A 26,870-nucleotide genomic window follows, 5' to 3' on the forward strand; every position below is an offset into this window, starting at 1 on the left:
GCCCGGTAGCTCGTCAGGCTCATAACCTGAAGGTCGTAGGTTCAAATCCTACCCCCGCAACCAACACCAAACCACATTCGCCAAGCCCCCCGCCGCTCTCGCGCCGGGGGGCTTGGCGTATCTGCAACATACCTGCGCACCTGTCCCGATCGCGCTGCGCGCACATCCAAGTTCCGATCCCGTCTGCAGCCTATGCTGGATGGCACAAGGGCACCCCGAAAGCCCGCACCAAACAAGGCGTTGCCAGAACGATCCGTAGACGCGGACGCGGGCAGGGCCGATGGAGAGGACAACCACCATGACCAACGTGATGACCGCCCCGCCCTCGACCAAGGCGGAGATCGTCGATGTGCCTTTCGCGCACCGCGAGCTCGTCGAACGGCTAAGCCCGGGCGGGCGCTACATCGATGCGCAGACCGACGTCGACAGCCCGTGGGTGCCCTTCGGCGACAATGCGGCGATCAAGCACCTGGCTTTCGATGTGCGCCAGGGCATCTTCTCGAACATCCTGTGGATCAAGGAGCCGGGCGTGGTGGGCACGCACCTGCACCGCGGCACGATCATGATGGTTTGCCTCGAAGGCTCGGTGAAGTACCTGGAGTACGACTGGGTCGCGAGCCCGGGTGGCCTGATCCTGGAAGTGCCGGGCGAGAGCCACACGCTCGTCACCGACCACCCTCAGGGCGTGAAGCTGTTTGGCTGGATGCAGGGGCCCATCGAATTCTACGACGATAACGCCAACTACGTCGACACGGCCGATGTCTGGTGGTTCATCAACCACTACGAGACCTACTGCCGCGAGAAGGGCATCCCGCTCAATCCCAAGCTCTACGTTTGAGGGGCGCGCCATGGGTACGATGACCGCACCTCCCTCGAGCGCGTATGAGATCGTAAAGGTTCCCGAACTCTACGGCGCCCTGATCGGCGCCAAGGGCGTTGAGGGGACCTATGTGGGGGCATCCGAAGAGGAGAGCCCCTGGGTTCCGTTCGGTGAGAACGCCGCGATCCGGCACCTTGCCTTTGACGTGCGCCAGAATGTCTATTGCAACGTGCTGTGGATCAAGCAGCCGGGCGTGATAGGCACCCACAAGCATCGCGGGCCGGTCTGGGCGATCGGGCTGGAAGGCTCGTTCCGCTATCTCGAGTACGACTGGGTGTGCCGCCCCGGCGACTTCATCACCGAGACGCCGGGTACCGCGCACACGCTTGTCACCGACGACCCGAACGGAATGAAGGCGCTGTTCTGGATGCAGGGTGCCAACGAGTTCTTCGATGCGCAGGGCAACCACGTCGAGACGCTCGATGTCTGGTGGTTCATGAATCACTACGAGACCTACTGCGCCGAACATGGCCTCACGCCCAATCCGCAGCTCTACCTGTGAAGACGCTCGACCAGTTCGATATCGCGGGCCGCTCGGGTCTTGTGACGGGGGCCGCCTCGGGTCTGGGCCTCGCCTATGCCGAGGTGCTGTGCGAGGCGGGGGCGCAGGTTACGCTCACCGACTATGATGGCGACGGCGCTGAGCGTGAGGCCGCGCGGCTTCGCGAGGAGGGCTATGCGGCCCGCGCCGCCCGGGCTGATGTCTCGGACCTGGCCGAAGTCGCGGCCGCGTTCGACGACCATGTCGCGGCCTTTGGCGGATGCGACATCGTCTTTTCCAATGCGGGGTACGATGCGGGGAACGGCTTCTGGACGCCCGAGGACACGCGTAACCCGCAAGGCCAGCTCGATGTCTACGATCCGGCGGCCTGGGAGCGTTCGATTCAGGTCAACCTCACCGGCCAGTTCCACACCCTGCGCGAGGCCGCGCGGGTGATGAAGCGCAACGAGGAACGTACGGGGCGGCGCGGAGGCTCCATCGTGTGCACCTCTTCCAACGCGGCCGTCGTCAACGAGGCCATCGTGGGCGTGCCCTATATGCCTGCCAAGGCCGGGGTCATGCACTTCATGCGCCACGCCGCGCTGGAACTGGCCGCCTTCGGGATTCGGGTGAACGCCATCGCGCCCGGGCCCTTCGTCACCAACATCGGCGGGGGCTGGCTGAAGAAGAACCCGGAGGCCCGCAAGGCTTGGGACAAGCTGGTGCCAACGGGCGCCGTGGGTGAGGTCCATCAGATCAAGCCGCTGGCGCTGCTGCTCGCTTCGGATGCGGGTAGCTACATGACAGGGGCCCACGTGATGATCGACGGGGGCATGCAACTGGGGCCCGTCAAACCGCTTACCGGACTGTGACCGCCCCTTCGGCTCGCACCATCAAACACCAGGGAGATAGACCATCAAGGCTGCCGTATTCCAGGGCCTGCACGAACCGCTGGCCATAGAGACGATACCCGATCCTACGCCCGATGCAGGTGAGGTCGTGGTGAAGGTCGCGCGCTGCGGTATCTGCGGGTCGGACCTGCACATGACCGAGGACGCGGCCTACGGCTGCCAGCACGGGGACGTCCTCGGGCACGAGTTTGCAGGCGAGGTGGTTGGCCTGGGCCGGGAGGTGACGGGCCTTGGCATCGGGGACCTCGTTTCGGTCGTACCTTTGCGCAGCTGTGGCCAGTGCGAGGCGTGCCGCCGGGGCGAGGTCGCCTGGTGCCGCGAGTTCAGCCTCCAGGGTGGGGGCTATGGCGAATATGCCGTGACCCGGCCCAATCAGTGCGTGCCGCTCCCTGCCGATGTATCCCTTGCCGATGGGGCGATCATCGAGCCGCTTGCGGTTGCGCTGCATGGCGTACAGCTGAGTGGCATCACACCCGGAGACCGGGTGTTGATCCTGGGCGCGGGCCCGATCGGGCTTGCCGTCGCTTTCTGGGCGCGGCGCTTTGGCGCGGGGGCCGTGGTCCTGCAGGACGTGGTGCCGGATCAGGAGCCGCGCGCGATGGGGCTGGGCGCGACCGGCTTCGTCGTGAGCCCTGAGGATCCGGTGGGGGGAAGCGACGCCGCGCTTGGCGGCAAGGCCGACATCGTCTTCGAGTGCGTCGGAAGGCCCGGGCTGATCGCGCAGGCCGTCGAGCAGGTCCGCGCGCGTGGAACGATCCTGCTGCTGGGCCTGTGCACTCAGCCCGATACCTTCAATTCCTTTGCGATGCTGTCCAAGGAAGTTCGGCTCGTCACCAGTGCCTTCTTCACGCGCAGCGAATACGAGGCGGCGCTGGACGCGCTGGCGAGCGGTGCCATCGCGCCGCGCCTGCTGGTGAGCGAGACCATCGCGCTCGACAAGGTACCCACGGTCTTCGAAGCCCTCAAGAGCGCAGGCCACGGCCAGTGCAAGGTCCTGATCGCGCCCTGATCTCGTGTCACACGTGTGCCGCCGGGCAAAAGGAAAGGGCCGGGAGCCTTGCGGCAGACCGGCCCTCAAGGGTGGGTGACGCGCTTATTCTAGACCGGTTTTGCAAGGCCGGCTTGGACAGGCGCGCAGACGCATCGGGAACTGCGCGCAATCGACAACGCCTGCGGGTCTCAGCCCCGCTTTCGCCATTCGCGCGGCGAGGCGTCGTAGCGGCGGCGAAAGCACCGCGCGAAGTAGGCGCTGTCGTTGAAACCCAGTTCGAAGGCGATCTCGGTGATCGAGGTGGCGTGATCGCTGGTGAGGCGATCGGCGGCGCGTTCGAGCCGGGCATTCAGGATATGGGCAGACGGGGCCGTGCCGAGCGTGGCAAAGCCGTTCTGCACCGTGCGGGGGGACACGCCGAGAGACTGGGCAATGGTGCCCGTGCGCAGGTCCGGATCGCCCAGGTGAGTCTCGACATGGCGCAGGAGCTGGCGTGCCAGCGGGGGCGACGCGTCGGCGGCCGGGCGGGGCTGGCGGCTTTCGCGCAGGGTCAGGCCCAGCATGTCATAGAAGACATCGGCCATTGTGCCTTGCCAGCTCGCATCGCCGGGAATGGGGAACTGCGCGTTGCCGGCCTGGCGCCAGAGCGAATGCAGGAAATCTATAAGGACGCGGCCACTCGCCAGGCTGGTGGCGCGGATGCGGCGTGAGAGTACGCTGTCGAGAGCCTCGCAGCGCTGCAGGATGGGGGCGCCGGGAAACTCCACCACCAGCAACTCGTGCGCCTCCAGGTCCATCTCGTAGCCAGTGGCGGCAGAGGACAGGACGAAGTCGCCCGGTTCCAGGACAATGTCCTCCTGGCCGTAGCCCTGGCGATGGCGGCAGCGTCCGCGGGTCTGGAGGTGGAGGATGATGTTGGAGGAACCGGGGGTGCGGTGACGCCGTCCGACCTGCGAGGGGCCTCCGGCGGGGCGTATCATCTGCAGGTCGCCCAGCCGCCAGGTCTGCATGCGTCCATGAAAGCTGTGGTCACCGTTGATGTAGGTGCCTGCGTAAATGCGCTCGGCAAGCTCGTTCCAATAGCGCAGCCGCTGGCTTTGCGGCAGCGCCGACGTCGCGAATGTCTGGATTGCCTCCATCGCACACCTATCCGTCCTCTCCGTCCGGGCTCCGGTCTCGTGATGTACCGGATATCCCGCTTTCGCCGTTCCTGGTTGGCCCTGAGCGTGCGTGCAAGGATCGGAGGGCGGGGTGCATCTTGTCAAGCGGCGGCTGCGCTCGAACGTGGCACGGGGCGGTTCGGCCGCTCAGGAGCCGCGTGCGCGGCGCAGCAGCCGTTTGAGCGGGGCGTGGGCGTGCGGGTCGAGGTAGTGATAGACCGCAGTCGCACGGATCGCGCCAGCGGGGGCGGGTTCGTTGGTGTGCAGCGTGCGGTAGCCCCAGAAGAAATAGAGGTTGCCCGGCTTCAGGACGAGCCGTTCGAATTCGCACGCGCCGCCTGCGTAGCGCCGGGCAAGGCGCTGCTGCGCGCGCGCATGGTCGACCTGCAGCTTGTCGAGCAGATTGGCGGCATAGCTGCGCCGCAAGGGGCGCCGCTGTCGGCCCAGAATGAGCCGCCCTTCGCCTCCGCCGGGAATGAGAATCGGGAGGAGCGCGGTCAGCACATAGGAATCGTAGTGAAAGCGAAGGGCGTGGCGCGCCTGGTCCTGGCCTTCGAGGGCGCGCAGGATCTGGTAGAAGCCGGTCTCGGGGGCCTCGCGCCCCGTGGCCAGCGTGCAGAGGCGGCGGCACAGGCTCTGGAATTCCGGCGAATCGCGCAAGGCCTCGAGGAACGTGCCGCCCAGCGGCCCTCCATTGCCTACGCCGAAATAGCCCGTGGTGCTGGCCGCCATGCCAGCCTCTGTGAAACGCCGGGCCGCTGCAAGGTCAGCCTCCGGGACGAAATCGGCCACCATTGCATAGCCATCAGCGTCGATGGTGGCGGCCAGATCGGCGGGAGCAAGGTCGGCAAGCGCGCGGCGCATGGAAGGTGCCAGGATGGGAGACTATCCTTATTTCGCCAGAGAAGATCAGGACGCACAGGCACAGGGCCCGTGGCGGCGCGCTGGCGTGCTAGAGCGGTTTCCGATGCGATCACATCGGATCAACCGCTCTAGGCCATTGGTTTGACGCATTTTCTGAACCAGCAGATGATTCCATCTGCTTGGAAAATGCTCTAAAGGTAGCGTTCGCCGATGCGGATGGTGTCGCCCGGGTGGACATAGATGACCCTGCTCTCGCGGCCGAACTTGATGACCTGCTCGTCCTCGCCCGCGCGGCGCAGATAGGCCTTCTTGCGTGCGGCGCGGTACGTGTAGCCTCCCGCCGTGGCGACCGCCTGCTCCAGTGTCAGGTTGGGCTTGTAGGCGAATTCCCCGGGCTGGTTCACCTCGCCCAGGATGTAGAACGGGCGGTAGCTTAGGACTTCCACGGTAATGCGCGGGTCTTTCACATAGGTCCCGTCGAGCCCGGTGCGGATTGCATCGGCGAGCTGCTGCGTGGTCGCGCCGTCGGCGCGGACGGCTCCGAGCAGGGGGACGGCGACCTGGCCGCCCGAACTGATCGTGTATTCGCCGGTGATCGACTCCACGTTGAAGACGGTGATCCGCAGCTTGTCACCGGGGCCAAGGCGATAGACTTCGCCTTGCGCCGTGGTGTCCTGCCCGGGCCGCGCAGCGGGGCTGGCGGCGTCGCGGGCCTGCAGGGCTGGCGCGGCTGTTGCCATGACAAGCGCCATGACCAGGCGGAGTTTTCCAATCGAGCGCGGCAAAGGACGGTCTCCCTGTCGTCTGGCGGGGCCGTTTCCACGTGCCGGGCCAGCCGGACGAGTGTACCCCCTGAAATAAACGCGCCACCCCGGCGCATTCAATTCGTGACACATAAGAATTGAATAGTACAGGTCATTATTTTCATCCCATAACTATTGTTCCATTATGCAACTGTCATTATATGAATAAAATCATAAGTTGACTTGTTGGTGTGGCGCGCGAAATATCGCGTTTAGTTTTTAGTTTTCTATTCGTGTGTGCCGGTGCGCCTCTTGGGCTCCGGCTGAGGGGGCCAGTTTGGGGGTATTTGTGTCCATCGGGGTTGTCGGGAGCCGAGCGCATGCCCGCTGCGGGTAAACCTGCACGTAGGGCTTCTGCGCGAGCTGTGGCGCGCTGTGCTGCCTTCTTGGTCTGCCTTGCTCTGGCTGGGGGCGCGAATTGCGCGCGGGCGCAGGAGGCGGGAACGAGCCTTGCCGACGAAGCCTTGGCCAGTTCGGTCGGCGCGCGCTCCAAGGCGGCCTACGAAGCGCCGGGACTGCCTCTGGGGGGCTTGCGCTTCTATCCCAGGGCCGACCTGCGGATCGAATACGACGACAACGTCTTCAATATCGCTCCCGATCCGCGCGGCGATGCCAAGGCAACCTTCGAGCCGGGCTTCGAACTGGTCGAACGCACGCCCGATGCCGGTCTTTCGGTGAAGGGGCAGGCCACCTTGACCCGCTACGCCGATCTCAAGGTTCAGAACAACGAGCAGTACAGCCTCGAGGCGGCGGGCCACAAGGCGTTCGGACCGGTGCGCCTCGATCTCTCCGGGAGCTATGGGCTGCTGGCCGAAATGGCGGGCACGCTGGGCGATGCGGTGATCGGCGCACCGAATACCTATTCGCGCCTCGCGGGCCGTGCCGGGCTCTCCGTGGCCCTCGCCAATCTCACCGTGTCGCTCGCCGGTGGGGCGGAGCGTTTCGACTACCGCACCATCCGGCTCGAGGGGCTCGATGTCCTCCAGAACTACCGCGACCGCACCGCGACGACACTGGGCGGGCGGGCGTCCTTGCGGCTTGGCCCGGCCCTGCGGGTCTTCGCACAAGGGCGTTACAACTGGCAGGACTACCGGCAGGATTTCGAGGCCATCAGCCAGGATTCGCAAGGTTACGCGCTGTCGGGCGGTCTCGCCTTCGGTTTCAGCGAGTTGCTCAGCGGCGAGGTGACGGTGGGCTACCTGTCGCAGGACTACGACGAGCCTGCCTCGGGCACGGTTTCGGGAATGACCTATTCCGGACGGCTCATCTGGAATGTCACCACGCTTGTCACTGTCAAGTTGAACGGCGCGCGGACACTGGAGGCAAGCCCCTTCTTCAATCAGCCGGGGGTCATTCAGGATAGTATATCTCTCTATGTCGACTATGAGTTGCTTCGCAATTTAGTAGTTTCCGTGAATACATCATATCTGTACTATGATTACTTCGGGTCGGATCGGCGGGATCGTCAGTTCCGCATCGGGACGAACGCCCGCTGGCTTCTGGGAGACAGGTTCGAAGTGGGGCTGGGGTTCAGCCACCGCGACCAGTCGAGCCGTGGGTTCGAGGCCCGGCCCTTCACGGGATCGACCGCTTTGCTGAGCCTGCGGGTGAAGTTCTGATGGTGCCGGTGGATCGGTCCTGTCCCGAGCGGGAGGGAGACGCCCGGCGGCGCGGGGCCCTTCCCCCAATTGCAATGCGCAGGAGTGTGAGGCTGTCATGAACAATTCCCTTGTCGTCCATCGCGGCAGCCAGCTCCAGGCCGACCTGGCCCAGGCCTTTCCGGCCATGGCCGCCCCGCCCGAGGACCGGCTCGACCTTCGAGCGATCTACTTCGCCTTGCGGCGCCAGCTGACCGTAATCGTGGTCGTGGCGGTGGTCTTTGTGGCGCTTGCGGCGCTGGTGACGACGCTGCAGACACCCCGGTACACGGCGAGCGCGCGTGTCGTGCTTAATTCGCTGGAAGAGCGCACCACCCCGCGCGGCGAGGGGGCGGGCGCTCTACCGCCCGATTCCGACCAGGTCGACACCGAGGTCGAGGTCATCCGCTCGCGCGAACTGGCGCTCGATGTGGCGCGGGCGCTCAAGCTCGATACCAACCCGAATTTCGCGCCCGGATCCGGCGTGGGTCTGCGCAGCCGGCTGAAGGCGCTGGTGGGATTGGGCGAGGAGGCGGAGGCCAGTCCCACACGCGAGGAACGCCTGGACGCCATCGCCGAGCGTCTCCAGGGCGCTCTTGAGGTCGAGCGTATCGGCACCACCCACGCCTTTTCCATCGCCGTTACCGAGGTCGATCCCCATGACGCGCAGGCGATCGCCAACGAATATGCGACGCAGTATTCGCAGTTCTACCTCAACCAGAAGCGGGCAAGCGGCGCGCAGGCCGCCGGCTTCCTGTCCGAAAGGCTCGAGGAGCTACGCCAGCAGGCGCTCGACGACATGGCGCGGGTGCAGCAGTACCGCATCGCCAACAACCTCTTGAGCACGACGGGAGCCTCGCTCTCCGAGCAGGAGATTTCCAGTTACAACCAGGAAGTGGCCTCGGCGCGCGCGTCGGCCGCAGCCGACCGGGCGCAGCTCGCCACCGCCCGCGCGCAGCTGCGCCGGGGCTCGGCCGGGGACGATGTGGGCGAGGCGCTCAACTCCGGGGTGGTGAGCTCGCTGCGCTCCAAGCGTGCCGAAGTCGCAGGCCGCGTCGCCGCGCTCGAGGCGCAGTTCGGTCCGGGCTATCCCGCTCTCCAGAGCGCGCGCTCCGAACTCGACATGATCGACGCGCAGATCGCCTCGGAAATCAAGCGCATCATCTCCAACCTTGAAGCCAAGGTGCAGGTCTCCTCGGGGCGGCTTTCCTCGCTGCAGGGCTCGCTCGGTTCGGCCAAGGGGGCGCTCGCCTCGAACAACCGGGCGATGGTCGCGCTGACCGATCTCACGCGCCGGGCCGAAGCCTCGCAGGAACTCTACGACAGCTATCTGGCCCAGTACAAGGAGACCGTGGCGAGCCAGGGGACCGAGCGGCCCGATGCGCGGGTCATCTCCTATGCCGATCTGCCCGAGACGCAGGTGTCGCCCCGGCCCCTGCTGAACCTCGCGCTGGCGCTGGTCGTGGGACTGGGCGTGGGCGTGGTGATCGGCCTTGTCCGAGAGATGCTCTACACCGGCCTTTCGACGGCCTCGGATGTCGAGCACAAGCTGTCCCTGCGCTGCCTGGAAAGCGTGCCGCAGGTGGGCAGCATCCTGCCCGGCGAGGACGATCCGATAGAGGCCATCGCCCACGCGCCGATGTCGGGCTACGCCGAGGCTTTCCGGGGCCTTCGCGCCTCGATCAACCATGCGCTGGGGGACACGCGCAACCTGGTGCTGATCACGTCTGCGCTCCCGCGTGAGGGCAAGACCACGATTTCGGCGGGACTGGCCCGGGTGGCGGCGCTGACCGGGGAGCGCGCGGTGGTAGTCGATGTCGACGTGCGCCAGCGTGGAGCGACCCGGGCGCTTTCGGGCGAGCTTCCGCAGGTGGGCCTGCTCGAGGTGCTGCGCGGGGAGGCGACACTCGAGGAAGCGCTGGTTCTGGATGCGCGGCGCGGGGTCTGTGTCCTGCCAATCGTGGGCGAGGCGCACGGACTGGAGGACCTTCTGGGCAACGGGGAAATGGGACCTTTGCTCGCCCGGCTCGGCGATGCCTTCGACCTTGTCCTGCTTGATGCCCCGCCGATTCTCCCGATCACCTATACCCGTACGCTGGCGACGCAGGTCGACGGGGTGGTCATGGTCACGCGCTGGCGGGCCACCGCCGACCACGCGATCCGCGCGGCGCTGCGGCTCTTGCCCGAAGGGCGGGTGCGGGTGGCGGGAGCCGTCCTCAGCCAGGTGGACCTGCGCAAGCAAGCCAAGTTCGGCTACGGCGATGCGAGCTTCTACTACGAGCAATACCGGAAATATTACGCCTGAGAAAACGGGCATGATGGGGGCACGGAGCCGGAGCGCTCCGGGGGCCGGATCGATCGGGTGTGCAATGTCTGCAAGGGGGCAAGCGCTGCGGTGAAAGTTCTTTATGTCGTGCCGCCATCGACGCATTTTGCAGGTATGGAGCGGGTCGTCCACGATCTCGCCTGCGGTCTCGCCACGCGCTATCGCGGGCGGATCGAGGTAAGCGTGCTCTATTGCCACCGCTATGTCGAACTGCCCGAGAGCCTGCCCTACGAGGTTCTTTTCGAGGAGGCGGGGAGCCTGCGCGCCTTTCCCAGGAAAGTCGCGCGCCAGTTGGGCCGGGACCGCTACGACGTGGTCGTCATCGCCCAGTTCGAGCCCACCGTGCTGGTCTGGTTGCTGCACCGCCTGGCCCGGGGCAAATCGCGCTTCGTCATGCACCTGCATGGAAATCCCAAGGTGGAAGGGAGGACCTCGCGGCGCGCGCGGCTCGCCTTCTCGCTGTTCAACCTGCTGGTGCCGCGCATGGACAAGGTCATTGCGGTCTCCCCCGCGCTGGCGCGCTACCTGGCTTCGCGCACAGGGCACGCGGACGTGGCGGACTATCTGCCCAACCCGGTTCGCCAGTTCGGCGAAGTCGTGCGCACGGCAGGTTCCAGCGGCCCTGTCAGGTTCCTCACCATCGGGCGCCTTGCACGCCAGAAAGGGCACGATGTCCTGATCGAGGCCTTTGCGCAGTTGATTGCGCAAGGGATCGATGCGCACCTCACTATCGTGGGCGATGGCGAGGAGCGGGACGCCCTTGCTGCGCAGATCGAACGGCTGGGGCTGGTGGGCAAGGTGCGCCTGGCTGGCAAGATCGCCTATCCGGCGGCCGAACTGGCCGAGGCCGAATGCTTCGTCAGCGCCTCGCGCTGGGAAGGCTTTGGTGTTGCCATTGTCGAGGCCATGTCAGCCGGGCTTCCGGTGATTGCCACCGACTGCGATTTCGGCCCGACCGATCTCATCGACATGCCCGAGAAGGGCGAGGTCGTGCCTGCCGAGGATGCCGGCGCACTGGCCGCAGCCATGGTCGGCTTCGCGGCCCGCGCGCGAATGCGGGCCGAGGAACCGGTGCGGCGCGAGGCCGCCTCCTTCTTCCGCCTCGACAACGTGGTCGCCCAGCACGCGGCCATGCTTGAGGGGCTGGCCTGGCGCGGAGACGTGGCGCGTGGCTGATGCGAAGGCCCCAGAGTCGATGTCGGAGCCGGTGCAGGCGGGGGGCGAGGCCCTGGGCGGGCGGACGGCGGGCAGCGCGGCCTGGCTGATCGGCGGGCGCCTCTTTACCAAGTTCGTCGAGTTCCTGAGCCTTCTGGTCCTCGCCCAACTCCTGACGCCGGAGGACTTTGGCGTCATTGCGATCGCGATGACACTGGTCACGATTGTCGAGGCCGTGTTCGAACTGCCGATCACGCAGGTGCTGATCGCGCGCCGGGCGATTTCACAGCGCCACCTCGATACCGCCTTCACGCTGAGCGCGCTGCGGGGCGGGGCGCTGACGCTAGTGATCTGGGCGAGCGCGGTACCCTTTGCCCATTTCTACCGCAACGACACGCTTGTCTGGATGATCCTGGCCCTGGGCGTGGCGCCGGGCTTGCGCGGGATGGGCAGTCCCGGGCTGGTCCTCTACGCGCGCGAGCTCAAGTACCGGCGCGAGATTGCGGCCGAACTGGTGTGCAAGACAGGCTCGCTGGTCTGTTCGGTGGCGGCGGCCTGGTGGCTGCGCGACTACCGCGCGCTGATGGTGGGCATCGTGGCGACGCCCACCATCTGGATTCTCGCCTCCTATGCGCTGGCGCCCTACCGGCCCCGGCTCTCGCTGGCCGAGTGGCCGCTCTTCGCCGATTTCCTCGGCTGGACGACAGGCGCGCAGCTTCTGGCCGCGATCAACTGGCAGTGCGACCGCCTGATCCTGGGCCGGTTTGTCAGCCCGGCGCAGCTGGGTATCTACTCGGTCGCCAACGACCTGTCCTACGTGCCCGAGCAGGCCCTGATCCGACCCATCGTGCGCCCGCTCCTGTCGGTCTTCGCGCTCATTGCGGACCAGCGCGCGCGTCTGGCGACGGCCTACGTCCAGGCCTCGAATGCCGTGCTGGCCATCGGCGCGCCGGTACTTCTGGGGCTGTGCCTGTTGGCCCAGCCCGCCGTCGCGCTCGCGCTGGGCGACAAGTGGCTGGGGGCCATTCCGGTGCTGCAATGGCTTTCGCTCACGCTCATCCCGCCACTTCTGACCGCGCCCTATTCCTCGCTGGCGATGGCGCTGAACCGGCCGCAGGGCCTGCTTGGCCAGCGTGCGGCCGAACTCGTCTTCAAGGTGCCGCTGATGGTGGTGGGCGCGGTCTGGTACGGCATCGAAGGGGCGGTGGGCGCCCGCGCGATTTCCGCGCTCAGCACCGCGCTGATCGTCATGGTGATGACGCGCCGCCTGATCGGGGTGTCGGTGTGGCGCCAACTTGTGGCGACCTGGCGCACGGTGCTTGCCAGCGGCGGTCTCGTGGCGGTGCTCTATGCGCTGCGTCCCTTGCTGGCGGACCTCGCCGGGCTGGAGCTGGCGCTGGGAATCGGGTTGGTCGCGGGGCTTGGCATGGCGGTCTATGGCCTGATCCTCGCGCTGACCTGGCACCAGGCCGGGCGGCCGGCAGGGATCGAGAGCATGGCCTATGACCGGGTGTTCGTGCGCGTGTTCGAACGGCTGCGTGGCCCCCGCGCCGAGCAGCGTTCAGCGTGAGGAAAAGCGCAGTCTGATCATCGGGCGCACTGCGGCCATCGGCAGGGTTGCGAGGAGGGCCGAGTATCCGGCGATGGCAATGCGCCGCACGAGCGGCTCGAAGCTGCGCTGGAACGGCAGGCGCGCGGCATCGAGGAGGATGCACAGGCGCGAATCCTCAGGCATCGGGTGGCTGTCGGGCTGGAGCCGGAGCGAGGCGGCGCGCAGCTGGAGAAGGTGGTTCGCGCGGCGCAGGGCCGCGCTTCCCGGCGGCGCCAGGCCTCCCATTTCGCAGGCATCCTGGGTTGCCTTGAGGCGCTTGCGCGCGCGTTCGACCTCGCGGGCGAAATGGCTGACATTGGCCAGCATGTTGGAATCGTTGGCGCCGTGGATGCGGTAGCGCACCAGCGGCTGCACGATCGTGACGACTTCGCCCAGGAACGGGGCCATCGCGATGCAGGTGGTGTCGGTCGAGCTGTCCCGGCTGGCATCGAGCGGGAAAATTCGCGCGAGGAAGCTGCGCGCATAGGCATTCCCGGAGCCCGGCGGTGAGGGGTATTCGTTGGTGTGGTGGGCCCAGGCGCGGATGTCGCAGGCGCGGGGCGGCTGGCGGATGTGGGGCAGCAGCGCAGGAAGCGGTTGTTCGTTCTCGTCCACCTTCTGCATCAGCACCTGGACCTTGCTGACCCCCTCATGCCAGACGGCGGCGACCTCGCGCGCGAGCCCGGGTTCGAGCACGTCGTCGGCATCGAGGAACACGACGACATCGCCGCTGGCGAGCGCAAAACCGGCATTGTTGGCGCGAACCTGTCCGGCGTTGTCCTGGAACACCGTGCGGACCCGCGCGCCATAGGCGGAAATGACGCTGCGCGAATCGTCGCTGGAGCCATCGTCGATGACGATCACTTCCACCTCGGGCCAGTCGAGGCCGAGCGCACTGTCGATCGCCCGGGCCACGAACCGGCCGTAGTTGTAGTTGGCGATAATGACGCTGAAACGCAGGGACGCTTCCATACGGTCTCCAGGTGCGTATTCGGAATATCAGGTGAGGTTAGTATTTGCCGACACCTGCAATAATTGTATTTATATGATGTATTGATTTAAGTCTCTAAGTAAAGGTAAATTAGTTTTGCAACTTTAGTATTGCAATATAGGTCTGTTTTGGTTCTATGGCCCGACAGTAAGGGGAAGGCTATGGCGAGAGGAATTGTCGTCGTTATTGCGAGTGTGAACCGGCCGCGCGAATTGGGGCGTTGGGTGGAGCACATCGCCAGGCAGACCCTGAAGCCGTGCGAGATGATCTGGGCGGTGACCTCGCAGGCCGACCTGCCCGAGGGATACGAACTTGGTAGTGTCACACAGGGCTTCTCGATCCTGGAGTGTCCGGTGGGATTGACCCGCCAGCGCAACCGCGGCCTCGCGCATATCTCCAGCGACCCGGAATATGTCGTCTTCTTCGATGATGACTACGTGCCGACCGCGAGTTGCCTTGCCGATATCGTGCGCGCCTTTGAAATCATGCCCGAGGTGGTTGGTCTTACCGGAACGATGCTGGGCGACGGGATCTGCACGCGCGGGATCGAATACGAAGAGGCCCGCGCGCTCGTCGAACGCTACGAGCAGGGCCGGGTCTTCCCGCAAAAGCCGTCGCTGGAGCCCTGGGAGGGCCTCTATGGCTGCAACATGGCCTACCGTGCCGGGGTGATTGAAGGGGAGGAATTCGATGAGAACCTTCCGCTCTACGCCTGGCAGGAGGATGTCGACTTTGCGGTGCGCGTCGCCAGGGGGCGCCCGATGGGGCGTACCGATGCCTTTGCCGGTGTGCATCAGGGGATCAAGGGCGGGCGCGGCAGCGGGCGGCGGCTGGGCTATTCGCAGATCGTCAATCCGCTCTACCTCCTGCGCAAGGGGAGCATGAAGTGGCGCAAGGCGCTGGTCATGGCGAGCCGCAACGTGATCGCCAACCACGTCCGCTCCGCGCGGCCCGAACCCTGGATCGACCGGCGCGGGCGCGTGGTCGGCAACTGGGTGGCCTTGTGGGACGTCGCGCGCGGGCGCGTCGATCCCATGCGTGCGCTTGAACTGTGATGCACGGCCCGGTTGCGGTAGGTGGCCATGCGCCGCGCGGAGGCCAGGATGAACAGGTCGCGGGCGAGCTCGTCATCAACGGGCGTTTCCTGTGTCAGCCGGCCACCGGCGTTCAGCGCGTCGCGCGCGAATTCGTGCTGGCGCTTGATCGGCTTCTGGTGCGCGGCGAATTTCCGGGCCTGCGGGCACGGCTGGTCGCGCCGGCTGAGGCTGAATTCGGCTCGCTGAACCTCGCCTGCATCGCCACGCAGCATCTGGCGGGCGGGAATGGGCATTACTGGGAGCAGGTGACCCTGCCGCGCCATGCCCGGGATGCGCACTTGCTGTGCCTGGGCAACCTTGCGCCCTTGCGCAGCCTGATTGCGGGCGCGCCGGTGGCGGTCATGCTGCACGATCAGTCCTTCCGCACCTTCAAGGGCGATTACAGTTTGCCCTACCGGCTCTTTCATGAGGTGGTAGGCCACTTTCTCGTGCGCCGCGCGCGCCCGCTTATCACCGTGTCGCAGACCGAGGCCGAGGCCATCCGCGCGGCCAACGGCGGGCGTCCGGAGAAGCTGGTCGTGGCCCCCAACGGCAGTTGGATGAATGACGAACCCGCGCCTCCCCGTCGGGCCTTGGACGCCGCAGCGGCGCCTTACGTGCTGCACGTGGGGGGCTTTTCCGAACGCAAGAACGTGGGCCGCGTCTTTGCCGCCGCCGAGGTTCTGGCGGGCGATGGCGTGGAGGTCCGGCTGGTCGGTCGGCCCAATGCGCGCTGCGAAGAATGGCTCGAGAGCCTTTCGTCCGAGGTCCGCGCAAGGGTGCGCTTTACAGGCTTCGTCGACAACGCGCAGCTGACCCGCCTCTACAGCGAGGCAGCCTGCCTCATGTACCCCTCGCTCTACGAAGCCTCGGGCCTTCCGCCGAGCGAGGCGATGCGGCTGGGCTGCCCGGTCGTGGTCTCGGACCTGCCGGTGCTGCGCGAACGGTGCGGGGACGCTGCGCTCTATTGCGACCCGCTCGATGCGGCGAGCCTGGTGGCCCGGGTTCGCGAGGTGCTTGGCGATCCGGTGCTGGCGCGCCGTCTGTCGCAGCGCGGGCAGGCGCGTTCGCAGATCTTCAGCTGGGAGAACCAGGCGCGCATCATCGTGCGCGCTCTTGGCTTCGCATCCTGATCTCGCGCCGCCGGTGGTCTGGCGGGCGGTCGCATCTTCATCCGGAATGGGCCGGTACGGGACGGCGCCAGGTGGCCACGGAGGGGCGCTGTGCGACCGCTCCCGGCCGTGGCAGTGGAAGGCTGCGCAGCGCCAGCGAGACCGCGGCGAAGACCGCGAAATCCCCGCCCGGATCGCAGGTCGGCGAGACGACCGCAGCGGGAATGAGCACGCACAGCGCCGCCCAGCCGCCGGCCGCCCCGATCATCGTGTTTTCACCGAACTGGCGCCCCAGGCGCGGCCCGCAGTAGGTCGAGATACGCAAGGGGCGGAAGGCCCGCGCCAGGTGGGCAAGAAAGGCCAGGCTTCCGATCAGGCCTGTCGAGCCGAGCATTGCGGTCACGAAGCTGGAGGAGCGGAAGCTGCCCGGGCCGATGCCGATGCCATAGGAGGCGAAGAAGGCGTCGATCCCGATGCGCGCCCAGAAGGCACGCTGGATGCCCGATTCGCTGTCCTGCTTGTCGATCGTCGCGCGGCGCAGGATCGTGCTCATCAGGTCGATGAAGGCAGGCCACAGGAAAGCGAGCGCACAGACCGCGATCAGTAGCGCCAGCCCGGCGCCCGCCAGCGTCAGGCCCTTGCGCGCATCGAGGTGTTGGGGGGCCAGTAGCAGGCGCAGGCCCACGATGACCCCGTAGCCGCCAAGGCCCAGGTACGCGGTCGAGGACGTCGAGAAGAACAGGACCAGAGCCAGCGCCAGCGCGGCGGGGCCGGTCTGGCGTGGCAGGATGTCGCGCAGCCAGCATTCGAGCAGGAACACGAACCATCCGAAGGCAAAGCCGACATAGGCCGAGGGTTCGGTGAAGATCCCCGTCAGGCGCACCATGCCGTAGGCGGTCTGATCGGTCTGGGTGTAGTTGGCGTTGCGCAAGGCATCGACGAGGAGATCGAAGGGCGTGCCCTTGAAAACCGCGGCCAAGACACCGAGCGTCACGTGGATCCAGGCCATGATCACGCCCATCTTCACGAAGCGCCGTCCGGCGCCTTCCTCCTGCATGGCCAGGTACGCGACGATCCCGGCGCAGACCGTGCCGAGGAGGTAGACCGTGACCGTCACGTTCTGTGGCGAGGGCGCCAGCGGGACGGTGTCGAAGAGCGAGCGGGTGGGGCCTGTCGCGCGCATGGCCGTGACCTGGATGCTATCGCGAAAGAAGCTGGGTGCCATGGCCGCGGCGAGCAGGCCATAGAGCGCGTAGATGGCGAGCCAGGCATTGGCCCGGATCGCACCGCGTGCCTCGCGCCAGCGCCGACTGTTGGGGAGCGTCATGCGGGCCAGCGCGAAGACCAGCGCAAAGGGGGCGGGCGGCACCGAGGAGCCGCCGAGCGCGGGAAGCTGGGCCGCCGCCGATCCGCCCAGCAGGGTGCAGGCCATGACCAGCAGCAGCATGTCCATCATCCCGCCGCGAAACATGAGGAAGATCCCGATGATCGCGATGACAAGGCCGATGTGCGTGAGGATCATGGCGTGCCTCCTGGCAGGCTCAGGCCGAAAGCGCCTGGGGCGCCGCGGGAAGGGGGCGATGCCCCAGCGCCTGGGCCCGCTCGATGGTTTCGAGAAAGCGCGTGCGGAACACCTCGGGGCTGAAGCGGCGGGCCTGGCGCACCGCGGCCTGGGGCGCGAAGTCGGCCTCCCAGCTCTCGAAGCGGGCAAGTGCGGCGTTGAGCGCGGGGGCGGAGTTCTCTCGGAAGAAGAGCCCGGTTTCGCCCTCGACCACGGTCTCGAGCGCGCCGCCCCGGCCATAGGCGATGACCGGACGGCCCGAGGCCATGACCTCGACCGGGATCATGCCGAAGTCCTCCTCGCCGGTGAACACCAGCGCGCGGGCGCGGGCGTAGGCGGCGCGCAGCGCGGTGAAGTCGAGCCGGCGGGTAAAGCGCACGTTGGGCGCAGCGCGCGCGCGCAGCTCCTCGAACATGGGCCCATCGCCCACGACGTGGAGCTTGCGCCCGCTCGCCGAGAAGGCATCGACCGCGAGATCGGGGCGCTTGTAGGAGACAAGCTGGCCCACCCAGAGATATTCCTCGTCGTGGCTGTCGACAGGGGTGAACAGCGCGGTGTCGACCGGCGGATGGACGACACGGGCATCGCGCCCCCAGAACTTGCCGATGCGCGCGCGGATATAGGCGCTGTTGGCCATGATGAGATCGCTGCGCGCGGCGCTGGCGACATCCCAGGTGCGCAGGGCTGGGGCGAACAGTGGCATCGAGATCCGCGCGCCTAGCCCGCCGGTGCTGCGGTACTGGTGGTACTGGTCCCAGATGTAGCGCATCGGCGAGTGGCAGTAGGTGACGTGGGTGGCATCGGGCCGGGTGATGACGCCCTTGGCCGGGCCCGCCTCGCTGGAGATGACCAGATCGTAGTCGGTGAGGTCCAGCGCTTCCAGGGCACGCGGCATGAGCGGCAGGTACTTCTGGTAGTGGGTGCGGGCGCCCGGCAGGCGCGCGATGAAGGTGGTCTCGATCCGGCGCGCACGCAGTTTGTCGGAGAGTTTTGCCGGGTCGACGACATGCGTGAATATATCGGCCTCAGGGAACATGTCGCAGATGTGTTCGAGAACGCGTTCGCCGCCCCGCATGCCGACAAGCCAATAATGAATGATCGCTGTTCGCACCGACTACCCCTGTCACGTCTTCTTTCATGAAGTAATAAATATATAGATCGCGACGTGTCGGCTGGGAAGTCATTTAATTTTGATTCTGTACAGTATAGGTGCAGTTTGCAAATCTATATTTATTGACAATTGTTCTGATGTGTATTGCTGTGGCAGGTGAAATAAAGCGTGCGCGCAGGTGCGGTGCAACAGCCTAGGGGGCCCCATGAACACGATGTACCAGGATGGAACCTACTTCGAGAACAACCCCGCCTGGCACGAGGCGGACTCGCCCTGGAAGGCCAGGCACATCAAGAACATCCTCCTCGACAACGGCATCGCGCACGACAAAGTGTGCGAGGTCGGCTGCGGCGTGGGGGGCATTCTCCTCAATCTCGAGGAGATGCTGCCCGAGGCGCGGCTGAGCGGTTATGAAATTTCGCCCCAGGCCTTCTCGGTTGCCAACACGCGAGGGACCGAGCGTACGCAGTTCTACTTTGGGGACATCACGAAGGCCGAGGATCCCGATTTCGATGTGCTCATGCTCATCGACGTGATCGAACATGTCGATGACTACATGGCCTTCATGAAGAGCCTGAAGCCGATCGGGCGCTACAAGGTGCTGCACATCCCGCTCGACCTGTCCGTGCAGTCGCTCGTGCGGGTCTCGCCGATCCTCAACCAGCGGCGCGATCTTGGCCACATTCACTACTTCTTCAAGGACCTGGCGCTGCGCGCGCTGGAGGATTGCGGCTACAGGATCCTCGACTGGCGCTACACCGCAAGCCGGCTGGAATTGCCCGACCAGGCCCTGCTCAGCCGCCTGATGAAGCTGCCGCGCCGCCTGCTCTACGCGCTGTCGCCCGATCTCGCGGTGCGCGTGGTGGGGGGCTACTCGCTGCTCGTCCTCGCTGAATGAACCGAAAAGGCCCCCGGCACCGCGCAGGTGCCGGGGGCCTTCCCCTCGTTGGGAGCAGGGCGGCGGCGTGATCCGGGCGGGACGGTCCGGATCACGCCGTTCGTGTAAGGGTCACTCGGCGGGAACCGGGCGGCCCGTCTCGCACAGCGCGCGCACGAGGTTGGTCTGCTGCAGGCGACGCGGGACCCAGCGGCTCTGCAGGCTGGCCGCGATGGTGCGGCCATAGAAGCCCGCGATGCGGTCGTGGTGGGGCAGGCACCAGTCCTCGAAGCGGGTGAGATACCCACGCGCGCGCAGCGCCTTCTTCTCGATCAGGTGCCAGGAACCATAGGCCACGAGGCAGATGATCGGTGTGGCGACGAACAGGTTCACCCACCAGAAGCGCAGGTCGGGCAGAGTGGCCGAGACCGCCTGCTGGATCGGAAAACCGTAGAGGAAGATGCCATAGGAATAGTCCCCGCTCGACACCAGTGAGGAGCGCGGGGGATTGGTGAGGCCAAGATAGACCGTGACATAGGCCAGCGGCAGCGCGGCGAGCGAATTGGCCAGCGGCATGTAGAGCAGGACCAGGCTGACGAGCGCGGCCGTCACGCACAGCGCCGGGCTCCAGGGCAGGCGGTCACGCAGGCGGTAGAGCAATGAGCCGTAGAGGAAGGCGAGCACCAGCACCGGGCCGCGCAGGATCCCCTCGTCCTGCTGGGGATCGAGGACGATCCAGACGCTCGCTGCGATCTGGAGGGCGATACAGCCGAACACGAACAGCGCGGGCACGCGGTACATCTGGAAGATGTAGAACAGTGCGATCGCGATGTAGCACTTGAGCTCGAAGGGCAGGGTCCAGAGCTGTGCGTTCACCTGCGTGGCCGGGTTTGCAAGGAAGACGCCGGGCAGGTCGTACTGGACGATGCCCAGCATGTTGAGCGCGTAGCGCTGAAACACCGGATCGGTGAAGTAGAGGTCGAGCGCATAGGCGGTGAAGAGCGGGCCGATCACCAGCATGGCGATCAGCGATTCGACCGCCAACGCGGGAAAGATGCGCAGCACGCGAAGGCCGAGGAAACTGATCAGCGTGCGCGAGCGCTCCAGGCTTCCCGACACCAGAAACCCGCTGAGCGCGAAGAACATCGGCAGGATCGCGGCCCAGATCGGGCGGCTGGGGCCCAGCGCGAGCGCGGTCTGGGTCTCAGTCCCGTACGAGGTGATCGCGGTGTGCCAGACCACGATCATCGCGGCGAGAGCGATGCGCAGGTAATCGAATCCCGCCGGACGCCCGCGTGTTACGGCCAGTTGTTCACTCAGCATCATGATCTCGTCTCCAGTGCCTGCCGCGGATTCGCTTCTCCCCGGCGCGGGTCCCAAGTGCCCAAAAGCCGTAGCGGCCATTTATTAGGGTGTACTTATTTATTTTCCTGCACCGCGCATGCTGTAAAGAAGTAATGTTTATGACATCTACTCATGAAGTATGTTTATTGTATTTGCAATTATAGAAATATTGAGTAAATTAATTCTGCGATCTTGAGTTGTTGGGAGGGTCCGGTGTCTTGGGATCGTTCTTTTGTATTTCGGCGGAACCCTCGGTGGGCCGCGCAGGTGCGGTGCACGGGGGGGTGATGGAGGTGCTTTCCAAGATCGCCCCTGTGCGTGGGGTGCGGCATCGCCGGTTCGGGCTGGGTGGGCTTGCCGTTCTGCTCACCGCTGCGTTTCTCGTTACAGGAGCAGGGCGCGGCGAAGTGGCCGCGGGCGCTGCGCCGAGGCTGGGAGAGGCACTCGCGATCGAGCGGTTCACGCTCACGTTCGAGGAGAATTTCGACGAGCTCGACGTCTCGGCCTGGGGGCCTGGGACGCGCTGGATCGCGCATACGCCCTGGGCTGGTGACTTCGGTGATGCGGTGTTCCGCGATCCGCAGCCCGATGGCCCCTTCCATGTCGAGGCGGGGATGCTCACCATCGAGATGCGCGAGCGCGACGGGCGCTGGGAATCGGGTCTGCTCTCAGCCGCCGACAGCGCCTCGCGCGGGTTTCTCCAGTCCGGTGGCTATTTCGAGATGCGCGCGCGCCTGCCCGGCGGACCGGGAGTGTGGCCCGCCTTCTGGCTGGGCTCGAACGCGCAAGGGGGCAGGCCCAATCCCGAAATCGACGTGCTGGAATACTACGGCCAGTTTCCCGACGCCTACCTGGCGACCACGCATGTCTGGCAGGACGGAAAGTCGCAGGCGGGCGAAACCTACCGTGTCGACGTTCCGGCCCATTCCCTGGAACAGGAATTCCACACCTTCGGGGTCGCGATAGATCGTGATTTCGTCACCTTCTACCTCGACCGCAAGGTCGTCGCGACCGAGCCGACACGCGCGGAATACCTCCAGCCTATGTTCCCGATGGTGAACCTGGCTGCGGGCGGCGGCTGGCCGATCGAGGGCATGAAGAGCCCCTCGCGCATGCGGGTCGACTATGTCCGCGTGTACCGCGCCAAGGATGAGGCGGGATCATGACGAGGCCCTACCAACAGCTCGATTTTCTCCTCGGTTGGCGAGACGTTGCATGCGCATAGTCCACTATCTCAATCACACGTGTCTGGGGAACGGGCATGTCGCCGTCGCGGTCGACCTGGCCTGCGATCAGGTCCATGCCGGGCACGATGTCTATGTCGTCAGCGGCTATGGCGACCTCGATGCCCTGCTCGTGCGCAACGGGGTGAAGGTCATCCAGTTCGGCGACTCGAAGGGCCCCCTCAAGCTGGGGATCATGGCCTGGCGCTTCTGGCGCGCGGTACGCCGGATCAAGCCCGACGTGGTCAACGCGCACATGGTCTATGCCGCGCTTTCCGCCCGCATCGTGCGCCTGTGGCAGCGCTTCGGGCTGGTCACGACGGTCCACAATTCCTTCGACGAACAAGCCAAGCTCATGCGCGTGGGCGACCGGGTGATCACCGTCAGCGAGGCGGTGGGCGAGGACATGCACGCACGCGGCATTCCCCGCGCCAAGCTGCGCACCGTCACCAATGGCACGGTCGGGGGGGTACGCCGTCCCGTGTTCTTCGGCGCGCCGGTCTCGCTGCAGCATCCCGCGATCGTGACGGTGTGCGGTCTTCATTCGCGCAAGGGGGTCGACTACCTGATCGATGCCTTTGCCATGGTGCGCAAGCGCTATCCCGGCGCGCATCTCTACCTCGTGGGCGGCGGGCCCGAACAGGCCGACTTCGAGGCGCGGGCCGAGGCGTCGGGCAGCGGGCACCATATCCATTTCATGGGCTACCGCGATGATCCGCGCGACGTGCTCGCCAGCGCGGACCTCTTCGTGCTCGCTTCCCTGCGCGATCCCTGCCCGCTCGTCATCTTCGAGGCGCGCGAGATGGGCAATCCCATCATTGCCAGCGCCGTCGACGGGATCCCGGCCGCGCTTGGCCATGGCCAGCGCGGGGTGCTGGTGCCCCCGGCGGACAGCGATGCGCTGGCGCGCGAGATGACACGTCTCCTGGGCGATGAGCGCCTGCGCGAGACGCTCTCGAGTGCCGCGCGCGAGAACATCGCGGAGATTTCGGTGCGGCGCATGTCGCAGGAGACCCTGGCCGTTTACCGCGAAACGCTGCCGCCGGAGCAGCGCGAGGCCGAGGAGCAGGCGCCCACGATGCGCCCGCGGCGCGTCTTGCCCCGGGATGAGGTTGCGGAAACGGGAGGAGGACGAGGATGAAGGGCGTCGATCTGGAAGGCATACGCGTGATCTCGTGCGATGTCTTCGACACCCTGCTTCGGCGCAACGCCACGGCCGAGCCGGGGCGGGTGCGTCACGTCGCCGAGCGGGCCGCAGCCATGCTCCTTCGTGAGCGCGGCCTTCTGGTAAGCAAGGAAGCGCTGTGGCGCGCGCGTCGCAACGTTCAGCACCTCGCCTACCGCGCGCTCGACATGGCCGATCCGACGGGCGAGGTGACCTTCGATGCTCTGGTTCAGGGCATGGCGCTTTCGCTCGGGCTTGGCCCGGCCGAGGCGCAGGTCCTCGCGCGCGCGGAAATCGAGGTCGAGCGCACGCAGCTCGCGCCCAATACCTCGCTGCTGACCTGGCTGACCCGGCGCGCCTGCGAGGGCATTCGGATCATCGCGGTGAGCGACACCTGGCACACCGCAGCGACCATTCGCGGCCTGCTGGACGACCTGGCCGAGGGGCATCCCGTCGCGAAGGTCTATACCAGCGCGGACCTCGGCGCGACCAAGCGGACCGCGGCCATCTTCCCCAAGGTGGCCGACGCCGAGGGCGTGCCCGCCGGTGCCTTCCTGCACATTGGCGATGATGCGCAGGCTGATGAGCGCATGGCCCGCAGCGCCGGGCTTCGCCCCCATCGTATCTTTCCCCCGCGGCTCGTCATTCTCGAACGCCGTCTCGATGCCGCGCGCGCGCGGCTGGCCCGCAAGATGCCGGAACGCTGACCATGAACTTTGCCCTTCCCCTGTTTCCCCGCGGTGACCTCGCAGCCGAACGTTTCGGTTGCGAGGTCCTGGGGCCTATCTTCGCCGAGTTTGCGCAGCGCCTCTGGACGTTCCAGTATTACATGCCGGAAAAGGACGATACGTGCCTGCTGTTCTGTGCGCGCGGTGGGCTGCGTCTGCGGCAGATATACGAGGCGTTCCTGGCCGCGAGCGGTCTGTCCGCGCCCTTGCCCCATGCCGATCTGATGATCTCGCGGCTGGTCGCCGCGCGCACCGGGCTTGCCGCACCGGGGCCCGCGCTGCTCGAAGAGCTGGGCCGTGAATTCGAAGGCCAGACCATGGCCGAGGTTGTCCTGGCGCTTACCCAGGATCCTTCGATCCGGCTCGGGCCGGAATGGCATCACCCGTTCGAGGCGGGCACCTTCGCGGCCTTGCTCGAAGGCGAATCGGGGCGTCTGGTGCGTCAGGTCGTCGCGCGTCTCGATGGTGCGTTCCGTCGCCACCTGGACCAGGTCAGCCAGGGACGCGGGCGTGCGATCCTGTGCGATACCGGTCTTTATGGAAGTACGGTCCGCCTGCTCCAGGAGGGCGTGCCCCAGGTGCAGTGGTTCGCGGCGCAGTTCGCGCGCAGCAACTACAAGCGCTTTGCCACGCCCCACTTCGACGTGACGGTGGGTCTCAGCGTCGAGCAGGATGGCTACTGCCCCTGGAACGCGCGGACCTGTGTGTTGCGCTTCTGGCATCTCATCGAGGCCGTGCTGGAGCCGGATCTGGCCAGCGTGAAGTCCTTTTCCAACGAGCCGGTGCCGCGCTCGAATCTCGAGGAGCCGGGGTGGCGGGAGCGGGTCGGGGAGGACACGCAGGGGCTTTTCACGGGCGTTCTCACCTACCTGAGCGGTCTTTCGCCCGAACAGCTGCCCGGCATTGAAACGGCTGCCGAAGAGGCATGGGGGCGGCTGCGCCAGGCGATCATCTGGCCAGGCCGCCAGGATCTTGCGGTTCTCTCCCTGTCGCCGCGCGCCCGCGATTTCGGTCGGATCGAAGCGGTCCACCAGTTTCCGGAGGGCGGGGCAATTACCTCCAGCCTCTGGCGCGAAGGGGCCGTGGTGCAGCGCTATCGCCGGACCGGACGGTTTGGACTGGCGCTGCTCGAAGCGGCGCATAGCCTGCGTTTCCTCAAGCGCTGGTCCGCAGCCCGCCGCGCCTGAACACGGCCTTCTGTCCACGCTGCCTTGGCGGCTTTACGCGTCCACGCCGCAGGTTGTCCCGCACGCGCGATTCGATTATCTCTCGTGGGGCAGTGTCGTCAGGCCCCATCGCGGTGATGGAATGGCCACGACCTGCTAATGCGCGTTGGGCACATGATTGGCGATCAAGGACGACATGACCAACAAGGCTCTGGCCCGGAACGGCAGGGCAAAGGGCGGCAGGGCGCGCCGCGCGTCGCACCGGGATTGGTGTCTGGAACCGGGACGGCGCGGATCAAGCCGTGGGTGTGGTTCGTTGCCGCACTGGTGAGCCTTGGGCTCTGGGGGGCGATCTTCCAGGCTCTGTGATCGCTCAAGGCCCCCTGACCGCATAACGGGTTCTCAGTAGCACCCCTTGGCGCTCATCATCATCGGGATGGTCTGAAGGCAGATGCCCAGGTCTCCCAGGAAGCTGCGGTCCTCGACATAGCGAACATCGAGCCGGACACGCTCCTCGTAGCTGACATCGTTGCGCCCGCTCACCTGCCACAGCCCGGTCAGTCCCGGCCGCAGGGCGCAGTAGTGGGCAAAGTGCTCGCCATAGCGTACGGCCTCGGCCTCGACGATCGGGCGAGGACCGACCACGGACATGTCTCCCTTCAGAATGTTCCAGAGCTGGGGCAATTCGTCGAGGCTCGAGGAACGCAGGAAACCGCCGACAGGGGTGATGCGCGGATCGTTGCGCAGCTTCTGGTCGCGCACCCATTCCGCGCGTGCCATCGGGTCCTCCGCCAGCAGGCGGGCGAGCTGCACGTCGGCATCGGTGACCATCGAGCGCAGCTTGTAGCAGAGGAACAGGCGGCCATCCTTGCCGATGCGGCGCTGGGCGAAGATTACCGGCCCGGGGCTCGTTAGCTTCACCGCGAGGCATAGCAGCGCGAAGAGCGGGAGGAAGATGATGATCAGGCTCACCGCAAAGAGTATGTCGAACGAGCGTTTCATGGCGCACAGCTTGATCGCGTTCAGATCGCTGGTTTCACCGGCCGTGCCGGGCCCCTGCTCAAGCGTCGCGACATCATTCTCGGGGTGGGGTGCCGGCGCAGGCGTTGCAGACATGACACTGACCTCATCCGGCCCGTTCCATTTCGGCTGTGCACGCATCTTCCCACCCTCCAGCCATCACACGCGAGGCTCAAAACGCCGTTAACTATCCGCTAAGAATATGATCAGCGCTATTTTCGTCAAGTAAAAATATAATCAACATGAATCTATATTTCTTAATATGTCGACAGTTGTTTTGCATATTCAAATATTATTGAATTAAATTTGCAGTGTGTTCGCTCTGGGTCGATCCTTGTATTCAATGCCGGCTTTGCTCTCAAAAGGGTGTGGGGTGGATCTATCCTGTCGCATCCCTGGTTAGGGGGGGCGGAACATGCGCACGGGTATTCCGGGCGAACCCTGCTTGCGTGCCCCAACCCAAGGTGCCTTCCTCCCTCATTGCGAAATCAGGCGCGCAAGGAGGTGATGGGGGCATTTCGGCCTCACGCACAAAGATTCAAAAAACTGAAAAAAAGGGTTTGACCGAATCGGAGGTGTCACTTAGAGGGCCTCTCACCGCAGCGAAGCACGCCGCCAAACACGGCGCTTTGGGGTGGTCGCCACGATAGACGGACAGCTTGTTCCCCGGGTCTTTGAGAAGCGGGGATGGATGGTT

Annotated in this window: 23 protein-coding genes; 15 read left to right on the plus strand and 8 right to left on the minus strand. The window is 65.8% G+C overall.

The window, feature by feature from the left end; translation table 11 throughout:
• Nucleotides 1-298: 298 nt before the first annotated feature.
• The 4 genes from LC060_RS20695 (at nucleotide 299) to LC060_RS20710 (ending at nucleotide 3,281) form a co-directional block, all read left to right on the plus strand.
• Nucleotides 299-838, plus strand: a complete 540-nt coding sequence (locus LC060_RS20695; RefSeq protein ID WP_226638601.1) for a 2,4'-dihydroxyacetophenone dioxygenase family protein — start codon at nucleotides 299-301, stop codon at nucleotides 836-838.
• Nucleotides 839-848: 10 nt separating this feature from the next.
• Nucleotides 849-1,382 carry a 2,4'-dihydroxyacetophenone dioxygenase family protein gene (locus LC060_RS20700; RefSeq protein WP_226638602.1) on the plus strand — a complete coding sequence of 178 codons (534 nt, stop codon included), beginning with the start codon at nucleotides 849-851 and terminating at the stop codon, nucleotides 1,380-1,382.
• A complete protein-coding gene (locus tag LC060_RS20705) occupies nucleotides 1,379-2,233 on the plus strand; it encodes an SDR family NAD(P)-dependent oxidoreductase (RefSeq protein ID WP_226638603.1) in 855 nt (284 codons plus the stop codon). Before LC060_RS20700 ends, LC060_RS20705 begins: the two co-directional genes overlap by 4 nt.
• 127 nt (nucleotides 2,234-2,360) lie before the next feature.
• Nucleotides 2,361-3,281 (plus strand): alcohol dehydrogenase catalytic domain-containing protein, encoded by a 921-nt coding sequence (locus LC060_RS20710; RefSeq protein ID WP_226638604.1) that lies wholly within the window; start codon nucleotides 2,361-2,363, stop codon nucleotides 3,279-3,281.
• A gap of 170 nt (nucleotides 3,282-3,451) precedes the next feature.
• Here the strand turns inward: LC060_RS20710 and LC060_RS20715 are convergent, their stop codons facing one another.
• The 3 genes from LC060_RS20715 to LC060_RS20725 form a co-directional block, all read right to left on the minus strand.
• Nucleotides 3,452-4,402, minus strand: coding sequence for a helix-turn-helix domain-containing protein (locus LC060_RS20715; protein WP_226638605.1), 951 nt, complete (start codon nucleotides 4,400-4,402; stop codon nucleotides 3,452-3,454).
• A 168-nt stretch (nucleotides 4,403-4,570) separates the two neighbouring features.
• Entirely contained in the window at nucleotides 4,571-5,287 is a 717-nt protein-coding gene (locus tag LC060_RS20720) for a hypothetical protein (RefSeq protein WP_226638606.1), read from the minus strand.
• 191 nt (nucleotides 5,288-5,478) lie between these two features.
• On the minus strand, nucleotides 5,479-6,027 hold the full coding sequence (locus LC060_RS20725; RefSeq protein WP_226638607.1) for a polysaccharide biosynthesis/export family protein: 549 nt from the start codon (nucleotides 6,025-6,027) through the stop codon (nucleotides 5,479-5,481).
• 527 nt (nucleotides 6,028-6,554) lie between these two features.
• Between LC060_RS20725 and LC060_RS20730 the strand changes: the two genes are divergently transcribed.
• The 4 genes from LC060_RS20730 to LC060_RS20745 all read left to right on the plus strand — a co-directional run bounded on the left by LC060_RS20730 (nucleotide 6,555) and on the right by LC060_RS20745 (nucleotide 12,778).
• Nucleotides 6,555-7,709, plus strand: a complete 1,155-nt coding sequence (locus LC060_RS20730) for an outer membrane beta-barrel protein (RefSeq protein WP_226638608.1) — start codon at nucleotides 6,555-6,557, stop codon at nucleotides 7,707-7,709.
• Nucleotides 7,710-7,806: 97 nt separating this feature from the next.
• Nucleotides 7,807-10,032 carry a GumC family protein gene (locus LC060_RS20735; protein ID WP_226638609.1) on the plus strand — a complete coding sequence of 742 codons (2,226 nt, stop codon included), beginning with the start codon at nucleotides 7,807-7,809 and terminating at the stop codon, nucleotides 10,030-10,032.
• Nucleotides 10,033-10,122: 90 nt separating this feature from the next.
• Nucleotides 10,123-11,229 (plus strand): glycosyltransferase, encoded by a 1,107-nt coding sequence (locus tag LC060_RS20740; RefSeq protein ID WP_226638610.1) that lies wholly within the window; start codon nucleotides 10,123-10,125, stop codon nucleotides 11,227-11,229.
• 19 nt (nucleotides 11,230-11,248) lie between these two features.
• The gene (locus tag LC060_RS20745; RefSeq protein ID WP_226638611.1) at nucleotides 11,249-12,778 is read left to right on the plus strand and encodes a lipopolysaccharide biosynthesis protein; all 1,530 of its coding nucleotides are present in this window, start codon (nucleotides 11,249-11,251) and stop codon (nucleotides 12,776-12,778) included.
• On the opposite strand, the gene LC060_RS20750 is transcribed toward LC060_RS20745, so the two are convergent.
• Complete coding sequence (locus tag LC060_RS20750; RefSeq protein WP_226638612.1) at nucleotides 12,770-13,771, minus strand: glycosyltransferase family 2 protein; 1,002 nt, start codon at nucleotides 13,769-13,771, stop codon at nucleotides 12,770-12,772. The two genes, LC060_RS20745 and LC060_RS20750, sit on opposite strands and share 9 nt — an antisense overlap.
• Nucleotides 13,772-13,951: 180 nt before the next feature.
• On the opposite strand from LC060_RS20750, the gene LC060_RS20755 reads away from it, so the two are divergent.
• Both LC060_RS20755 and LC060_RS20760 read left to right on the plus strand, forming a co-directional pair.
• Nucleotides 13,952-14,845 (plus strand): glycosyltransferase family 2 protein, encoded by an 894-nt coding sequence (locus LC060_RS20755; RefSeq protein WP_226638613.1) that lies wholly within the window; start codon nucleotides 13,952-13,954, stop codon nucleotides 14,843-14,845.
• Nucleotides 14,845-15,999: a glycosyltransferase family 4 protein gene (locus LC060_RS20760; RefSeq protein WP_226638614.1), complete on the plus strand. Its 1,155-nt coding sequence runs from the start codon at nucleotides 14,845-14,847 to the stop codon at nucleotides 15,997-15,999. Before LC060_RS20755 ends, LC060_RS20760 begins: the two co-directional genes overlap by 1 nt.
• Nucleotides 16,000-16,036: 37 nt before the next feature.
• Here the strand turns inward: LC060_RS20760 and LC060_RS20765 are convergent, their stop codons facing one another.
• A complete protein-coding gene (locus LC060_RS20765; RefSeq protein ID WP_226638615.1) occupies nucleotides 16,037-17,500 on the minus strand; it encodes a hypothetical protein in 1,464 nt (487 codons plus the stop codon).
• 19 nt (nucleotides 17,501-17,519) lie between these two features.
• Entirely contained in the window at nucleotides 17,520-18,650 is a 1,131-nt protein-coding gene (locus LC060_RS20770; protein ID WP_226638616.1) for a glycosyltransferase, read from the minus strand.
• Nucleotides 18,651-18,855: 205 nt separating this feature from the next.
• On the opposite strand from LC060_RS20770, the gene LC060_RS20775 reads away from it, so the two are divergent.
• The gene (locus tag LC060_RS20775) at nucleotides 18,856-19,548 is read left to right on the plus strand and encodes a class I SAM-dependent methyltransferase (RefSeq protein WP_226638617.1); all 693 of its coding nucleotides are present in this window, start codon (nucleotides 18,856-18,858) and stop codon (nucleotides 19,546-19,548) included.
• A gap of 111 nt (nucleotides 19,549-19,659) precedes the next feature.
• Here LC060_RS20775 and LC060_RS20780 read toward each other — a convergent pair whose 3' ends face one another.
• Entirely contained in the window at nucleotides 19,660-20,853 is a 1,194-nt protein-coding gene (locus LC060_RS20780) for an acyltransferase family protein (protein WP_226638618.1), read from the minus strand.
• Between the two features lie 305 nt (nucleotides 20,854-21,158).
• Between LC060_RS20780 and LC060_RS20785 the strand changes: the two genes are divergently transcribed.
• The 4 genes from LC060_RS20785 to LC060_RS20800 are packed head-to-tail and all read left to right on the plus strand — an operon-like array spanning nucleotide 21,159 to nucleotide 25,174.
• The gene (locus tag LC060_RS20785; protein WP_226638619.1) at nucleotides 21,159-22,037 is read left to right on the plus strand and encodes a glycoside hydrolase family 16 protein; all 879 of its coding nucleotides are present in this window, start codon (nucleotides 21,159-21,161) and stop codon (nucleotides 22,035-22,037) included.
• Nucleotides 22,038-22,086: 49 nt separating this feature from the next.
• A complete protein-coding gene (locus LC060_RS20790) occupies nucleotides 22,087-23,235 on the plus strand; it encodes a glycosyltransferase family 4 protein (RefSeq protein WP_226638620.1) in 1,149 nt (382 codons plus the stop codon).
• Nucleotides 23,232-23,966 (plus strand): hypothetical protein, encoded by a 735-nt coding sequence (locus LC060_RS20795; protein WP_226638621.1) that lies wholly within the window; start codon nucleotides 23,232-23,234, stop codon nucleotides 23,964-23,966. The genes LC060_RS20790 and LC060_RS20795 overlap by 4 nt, the downstream gene beginning before the upstream one ends.
• 2 nt (nucleotides 23,967-23,968) lie before the next feature.
• The gene (locus tag LC060_RS20800) at nucleotides 23,969-25,174 is read left to right on the plus strand and encodes a hypothetical protein (protein WP_226638622.1); all 1,206 of its coding nucleotides are present in this window, start codon (nucleotides 23,969-23,971) and stop codon (nucleotides 25,172-25,174) included.
• 381 nt (nucleotides 25,175-25,555) lie between these two features.
• Here the strand turns inward: LC060_RS20800 and LC060_RS20805 are convergent, their stop codons facing one another.
• Nucleotides 25,556-26,269 carry a sugar transferase gene (locus LC060_RS20805; protein ID WP_226638623.1) on the minus strand — a complete coding sequence of 238 codons (714 nt, stop codon included), beginning with the start codon at nucleotides 26,267-26,269 and terminating at the stop codon, nucleotides 25,556-25,558.
• Nucleotides 26,270-26,870 lie beyond the last annotated feature (601 nt).

The organism is Novosphingobium profundi, assembly GCF_020524485.1.
Lineage (GTDB): Bacteria > Pseudomonadota > Alphaproteobacteria > Sphingomonadales > Sphingomonadaceae > Novosphingobium > Novosphingobium profundi_A.